Origin of the sequence: Micromonospora sp. M61 (genome assembly GCF_018070245.1) — a bacterium.
GTDB lineage: Bacteria > Actinomycetota > Actinomycetes > Mycobacteriales > Micromonosporaceae > Micromonospora > Micromonospora zamorensis.
Genome location: NZ_JAGPYA010000118.1, coordinates 1 through 6,271, shown reverse-complemented (window position 1 = coordinate 6,271; position 6,271 = coordinate 1). Strand labels below are relative to the sequence as shown.

General features: G+C 66.7%; 5 protein-coding genes and 1 pseudogene. 1 reads left to right on the top strand and 5 read right to left on the bottom strand.

The annotated features are described in order from the left end of the window. From KBX34_RS32590 to KBX34_RS32575, 4 genes and pseudogenes are all read right to left on the bottom strand, one after another. Positions 1 to 1,320: ABC transporter permease subunit (locus KBX34_RS32590; RefSeq protein ID WP_247672498.1), on the bottom strand; the 1,320-nt coding region annotated here is incomplete at its 3' end. 125 nt (positions 1,321 to 1,445) lie between these two features. Next, the gene (locus KBX34_RS32585; protein WP_210928922.1) at positions 1,446 to 2,876 is read right to left on the bottom strand and encodes an extracellular solute-binding protein; all 1,431 of its coding nucleotides are present in this window, start codon (positions 2,874 to 2,876) and stop codon (positions 1,446 to 1,448) included. 302 nt (positions 2,877 to 3,178) lie between these two features. Continuing rightward, entirely contained in the window at positions 3,179 to 3,949 is a 771-nt protein-coding gene (locus tag KBX34_RS32580) for an IclR family transcriptional regulator (RefSeq protein ID WP_088951000.1), read from the bottom strand. 771 nt (positions 3,950 to 4,720) lie between these two features. Further along, positions 4,721 to 5,237, bottom strand: a pseudogene (locus KBX34_RS32575) (transposase family protein); the annotation flags it as partial. A gap of 296 nt (positions 5,238 to 5,533) precedes the next feature. Here KBX34_RS32575 and KBX34_RS32570 point away from each other — a divergent pair. Continuing rightward, complete coding sequence (locus KBX34_RS32570; protein ID WP_210928921.1) at positions 5,534 to 5,794, top strand: hypothetical protein; 261 nt, start codon at positions 5,534 to 5,536, stop codon at positions 5,792 to 5,794. A gap of 88 nt (positions 5,795 to 5,882) precedes the next feature. Here the strand turns inward: KBX34_RS32570 and KBX34_RS32565 are convergent. Further along, positions 5,883 to 6,271, bottom strand: a 389-nt coding sequence (locus tag KBX34_RS32565; RefSeq protein ID WP_210928920.1) for a hypothetical protein, incomplete at its 5' end; no start/stop codon positions are given.

The window sequence follows — 6,271 nt, the reverse complement described above, 5'->3', positions numbered from 1 at the left end:
CGTGGACGCCGCGGACACCAGCAGGGTGTTGAGGTACCAGCGGCCGAAGGGCTGGTTGTCGAACAGGGCACCGAACTGCTCCAGAGTCCACGGCGTCGGCCACAGGTCGTCGGTGCGCATGACGACCTGGCCCTCGGACTTGAAGGCCGTGACGAAGATCCAGTACAGCGGGCCCAGCACGAAGAAGAGCAACCCGGCCAGCGCGACCCAGGACCCCAGCCCCGACACCGCTGACGACGACCGGCGACCGCCCCGGGACTGGAGGGTCGAGACCACCCGGCCGACCGCCACCGCGATCAGCAGAATCACTCCGAGGACCACCGCCGCCTTCCAGAAGATCTCTGGCGATGCCCAGAAGAGCAGACCGGTGACCACCGCGGTGACGACCCACGGCAGCGCCCTGCGCGCCGTCCCAGCCCACCGCCGCGCCCCGATCCGCCACGCCGCCTGGCGTCGCCGGGGCAGTCTGATGTTGGTGTCCTGGCGCAACAACCGGACCAGGACGAACACCAGCCCACCGATGACCGGCAGCATGACGAGCGTGACCGCCGCCCCCGCGCCGTACTGCAACTGCAAGATCGCCTTCGAGTACGCGACGAGCACGTACGGCGCGGTCACGTCGCCCGGGCCGCCCTGGGTCAGCAACCAGACGAGGTCGAAGTTGTTGAACGTCCAGATCGACGACAGGGTCACCGTCACGGTGAGCACGTGGCGCAGCCCGGGCAGCGTCACGTTGGTGAACCGCTGCAACGACGAAGCGCCGTCGATTGTCGCCGCCTCGTAGAGGTCCGCCGGGATGGCCTTCAACCCGGCGAGGAAACACACGGTGAAGAACGGCACCCCCTTCCAGACGTTGACCAGGATCACCGACGGCATGGCCAGTGACGGGTCGGACAGCCAGCCCGCGGGCCAGCTGTCGACCAGGTGCGCGCTGGCCAGCAGCGGCCCGATTCCGGTAGCGGTGAGCAGCGTGTTGACGCTGCCGAAGATCGGGTCGAGTAGCGCGCGCCAGCTGAACGCCGTCACCACCGTCGGCACCACCCACGGCACGAGCAGCAACCCGGTCAGCAGGGCCCGGCCGCGACGCCGATGATGCAGTAGCAGGGCCGCGGACAACCCCAGCACAACCTTGAAGATCTCGGCGTACGCGGTGAAGACGAACGAGTTCACGACGCCGGTGTGGAACTGCTCGTCGCCGATGAGGGCGAGGTAGTTGTCCAGGCCGACGAACACGGTGTCCTGCCCGTGCCGTTCCGTGGTGCTGGTGACGATCGACCGGGCGATCGGCACGAGGACGAGACTGCCGACCAGCACGGCCATGGGCGCCAGGAACAGTGCCCCCAGCCGCCAGTCACGACCCAGCCGCCGCTGGGTTGCCGTGAGAGAGCCGAGTCCCGGCGGCGGGGACTTCCTCGCCGCCGGGACCCGCGCAGGACGGACCGAGCTCACTGCGGCAGCCCCTGCTGGTTGAAGATCTGCACCATCTTCGCGTGGGCGCTCGTCACGGCCTGCGCCGGCGCCGTGCCCTGTACGACCTGCTGCATCATGTCGGTGAGGACGTAGGCCGACCCCACCGCCTGTTGGCCCGCGCTGGCCTTCTGCGGGAAGGCCAGGCCGTTCTTCGTGTTCAGCGGCAGCTTCAGTTCAGTGATCTTGCGCAGCATGGGGAACGCCGGGTCGCCGCTGGTGAAGAACGGGTCGGCGTCCCAGACCTTCTCCCAGGCGGGCATCACCAGGCCGGGTGCTTCCTTCGCGACCCCGAGCAGCGCGGGCGCGCTGACCAGGTACTGGGCCAGGAGCTTGGCGAGCGCTGGGTTCTTGGCACCCTTGAAGACGACGAAGCCCTGCGACTGGCCGAGCAGCAGGGGGTTGTTGGTCGCGGGCCCGATGCAGTCGGAGAACACGTGGGTGTTCGCGTGCACCGGGTTCTTCTTCGTCCTGGAGTCGGCGTAGACGCTGAACTGGTTGCGGGTGTAGCCGAGGACCCCGGCGAGCCAGTTCTCGTTGTTGCTGGTGTCGGTCCAGCTCGCCACCCCGGGCGGCAGCATCGGCTTGTACTTGGGGTTGGTGTAGATATCGCCCAGGAAGGTCACCGCCTGCACCGTCTCCGGGGAGTTGAACGTGACCTTCCGGCCGTCGTTGGAGGCGATCGACCCGCCGTAGGCGTTGATCAGTGCCTCGATCATGCCGTTGCCGTCACCGGACCGGTTCACCGTCATGCCCCAGCCGAATCGGCGTTTGGCGGGATCGGAGATCTCCAGGCACAGATCCCGCAACTCCTCCCAGCTGTAGATGTCCTTGGGGGAGATGCCCTTGTCCTTCATCCAGTCCTTGCGCAGGAACGACCCGATACCGATGAAGTGGTACGGGATCGCGAACCACTTGCCGTCGAAGACGCAGAAGTTCTTGGCCTCAGCGCACGGTTCGCCGTACTTGGCGGTCAGCGCCTGGACGACGTCCGTCACGTCCTCCAGGTCGCCCAGCGCCTGGAACTGCGCGACGAACCGTGAGTCGGTCATGAACGCCAGATCGCGCGCCACCCCGCCCTTGACCTCGGCGTCGATCTTGGCCACCACGTCACCCGCGTCGGCCTGGACCAGACTGTTCTCGATCTTCGTGCCGGTGGTGTCGGCGAACTTCTTGATCGAGCTGTCGAGGGCGTCGTTCGCGGCCGTCGAGTACAGCTTCTGCGACAGCATCCCCATCGAGGAGCCCTTCATCGCCGCCGCGGCGTCGATCAGCTCCTGCGGAACCTCCGCCTGCACCTTGGAGGGCGAGTCGGATTCGCCGCCACAGGCGGCCAGGCCGGCTGCGCCGAGAACCCCCACCCCCATCCCCAGAAAGCCGCGCCGTGACCAGGCTGGATTGTTGTCCATGGACTTTCGCCTCCTTCAAGTCCCCGCAGCACGGCACGCCGAGGGCGTAGCTCGTGCTTCAGGTGTGTCTTCATGACGGCGACCACGGACGAGTCGCCCGCATCGATCAGTGCGTTGAGGCGATCGGGGGCCGGGCCGAGAAAGCAGCGTTGACGTACCAGTTCGGTCGGGCCACGGGACCACCACCGTTCGAGATTTCGAACTGAGTTCGAGATACCGTATCGAGTGGTCGCGACGCTAGAGCAGCGCTCTGAGCGATGTCAATGTTTCGATGAGGTTTCGAGCCGAAAGCGGGAAGTCGGCTATCGAGACAGGGCCCGGTAGCCCATCCGGGCCGACAGCGCCGCAGCGCCCTCGCGAACCAACCCGGTCCACTCCACGTGCGCCTCGGGGGTCCAGCGAATGATCGGCGCGGACAGGCTCATGGCGGCGATGGTGGTGCCCGAGTGGTCTCGGATCGACGCGGCGACGCAACGCATGGCGCTGTCAGACTCACCAATGTCGACAGCGACGTCGTCAGCCCGGACACGGTCGAGATGCTCGCGGAGCCGGTCCGGGTCCGTGATGCTGTCCGGCGTCATGCCCGGCAGGTCGCCCTTCGTCAGGACGTCATCCAGGCTCGCCTCATCGAGGGCGGACAACAGGATCTTGCCGACCGCCGTGCAGTGAGCCGGCAGCCGCCGCCCGACCGCCGAAACCATCCGAACCGGATGCGTGCTGTCGAACTTCACCAGGTAAATGACATCGGCGCCGTCGAGCACGGCCACGTGGACCGCCTCGTCACAGGCGGCGGCCACGTCCCGCGCGACACACTGCGCCTCGCGGACCAGGTCAAGCCGGCCGGCGAACGCCGCGCCAAGCTGGAACAGCGGCATGCCCAGCCGATACTGCACCGGCTGACCCGGAACGGAGATCAGGTACGAGCGAGCCTCGAGCGTGACAAGCAGTTCGTGGACGGTGGTACGGGGCAGGTCGAGCCGCTCCATCACCTGACGGGCCGACAGTTGGGGGCAGTCCAGGAACAGTTCGAGGACGTCGAGTGCGCGGATGACCGCCGGTACCACACGGGGCATGTCGATAGTCCCTTCGCAGTGCCGGACCCCGTGTCAACGATCTCCACGGGCCAGCACCTGAAGAGGATAACCGCGTCAGCCCGCAGCGCCAGGTTCCGAACTTGTCGTCGATTGGAGCGGTCTCGACGCGGTATGTCGCCGTATGTCGGCCCGCCTGGAGTAGGCATCTGCTGACCTCGGGGGGCGCGGCCACCCTGTCGACCTGGGCGATCTCCGAACACCCGCGATCCGGCCGCCCGGTAAACCCCCGACGGCGCACGGCTTGACGTCCGCTGCGGCACGTGTCGGAGTGCTTGCTGTGGTGGGCCGCCAGGGACTCGAAACCTGAACCCCTCTGGCGGGGCGTCGATCATCCGCAGTCGGGCGAATCGACCTGCTGGCCTGGTCGAAGTCTTCCATTGCCTTACAGCGGTTGACACCCCTTGTCAGTGTCAGTTGTGCCCGTCTTGTGCCTGATGATCTTTGTCCGCCGGCTCGCCACACCTGCGTACTTCCGTCTGAGCTCTTTACAGCAGATCCATGGTCGTCTGCGAACAGCCGTGGTCTCGGAGCGGCGTCTCTCCTTTGCGCTCGTCCGCGCATGGCCGTTTCCGAGTTCGTTGCGGTCGGCGCTGCCGTCGGCACCCGCTCGGCCAGTACGGCCAGCTGTACGGCGACCTTCGGCGGGGGCACCGCGCAAACACGAACATCTCTCTTTGGCTGCTCGCAAGATTGGCGCCTAAGGGACGTCTCGTAACTGGGTGAAGGCGTTGCCTGGGGCGGGGCCGTTGGTCAGCCGGTGAGGATGATGTTGTGGAGGTTGGCGATGCCGGAAGCAGCGTCGGCCGATGTGTGGGCGGCGCGGCGGTAGTCGCGCAGGATCTTGAAGCACTTCATCCTGGCCAGGGCGTGTTCAACGCCTGCTCGGACGGTGCGGTGTTCGGTGTTGAGTGCTTCCTTCCAGTCCGGCAGCGAGCGGCCGTCCGTGGGCTTGCGGTACGGCATGATTACCTCGGGATTGCCGCGGTATCCACCGTCGGCCATCACCGGCCGCCCGCACAGCTTCTGGTTGATGCCGGAGGTGCGGTAGACGATCGTGTCGTTGCGGTTGCCCGGCTGCGGGTCGCCGACAGCGATGACCAGGCGGGTGGAGGCGTCGATGGCGACCTGCAGGTTTGTCGAGTACCGGTAGTTCTTGTTCCGTGCGGCGAGCCGGTGATCGCGGGTCGGGATCAGCGTCCCGTCGACGATCGCGATTTGCTCGACCGTCCGCTTGCGCACCGGCCAAAGCCAGCAGCGGTGCCAGGGCGACCGGCGTCTCGGTCGCCATCGTCCTGGGCTACGTCCTGTCGTGCATCATCCGGCCGTTCCAAGACTGCTGGCTCTGCGGCGGGAAGGCCCACCACCGCAGCAAGCGCAACCCGAAGTTGTCCCGTCCGTGCCGGTGGTGCCGGTCCTGCGGGAAGCGGCTGCGGCTCGGCCGCCGGCTGTGGATCCGGATCCGCCGGGTGCACCGCGACGCCACGTAGCCCCGGCCCGGCGTGCGTGTCAGCCAGGCGACAGAACCCTCCCGCCTGCCCGGCAGTCTCGCCACGATCGACGGTTATGACGGACCGGAGCACGCAGCACCTTCAGGAAGCGATCAAGACGATAGGGCAGGCACCAGCGCAGAGCACCCCGGAAACGTCCCTGGCCGTGTCACAAGCGGCTACGGCGCACGCCCTCATCGCCGTAGCCGAGGAACTGCGGGCCATGCGCCAAGCGGTGGAAGATCTCAAGGAGACGGTCACTGACGCCGACGGTTTCAGTTCGGCCGACCACCTCCGCAACATCAACGGTTGGGTCGAGCGCATAGCCAAGGCCTGACGGCAAGCTGCCTTCGTGCACGCACCTGCCGGCTGAGGGCGTCACCACGACGGTGACGCCCTCAGCCCGTTGGATTGCAGCGTCAATCTCACTCCCGAACCGACCCGAAGGTTTTGAGCGCCTCCTCGACAAACGGGTACGGCACTGTCGTCCTAGCCACATCGCCGTCGCTCGTCCTGAGCCAAGCTTGGTCGGTGTGGTCGATGAAGCAGACCGTGACCGGCGCTTTGCCCTTGAGACCCGACGAGGAGCCGGGCAGGGGGATCCAGGTCTGGTAGCACTGCCGGAAGTCATGATTCTCTCCCGGGCCAATCATCTCCTGGTGCGGCAGAATCAGATGCCGGCCATTTGTGGGCAGGGTGACGACGACGGCCACGTTGCGGATGGGGTTGGACCCGTAGTTGTGAACCGCAGCTACTACCTCGCCGAGGTGCTTGTCGTCGCCGCCTCCGTTGATTTTGAACTGAGCCGGGGCGG

Coding starts and splice junctions, on each gene's coding strand:
- KBX34_RS32585 (WP_210928922.1), bottom strand. CDS start 2,876: ATGGACAACAATCCAGCCTGGTCACGGCGCGGCTTTCTGGGGATGGGG.
- KBX34_RS32580 (WP_088951000.1), bottom strand. CDS start 3,949: ATGCCCCGTGTGGTACCGGCGGTCATCCGCGCACTCGACGTCCTCGAA.
- KBX34_RS32570 (WP_210928921.1), top strand. CDS start 5,534: ATGACGGACCGGAGCACGCAGCACCTTCAGGAAGCGATCAAGACGATA.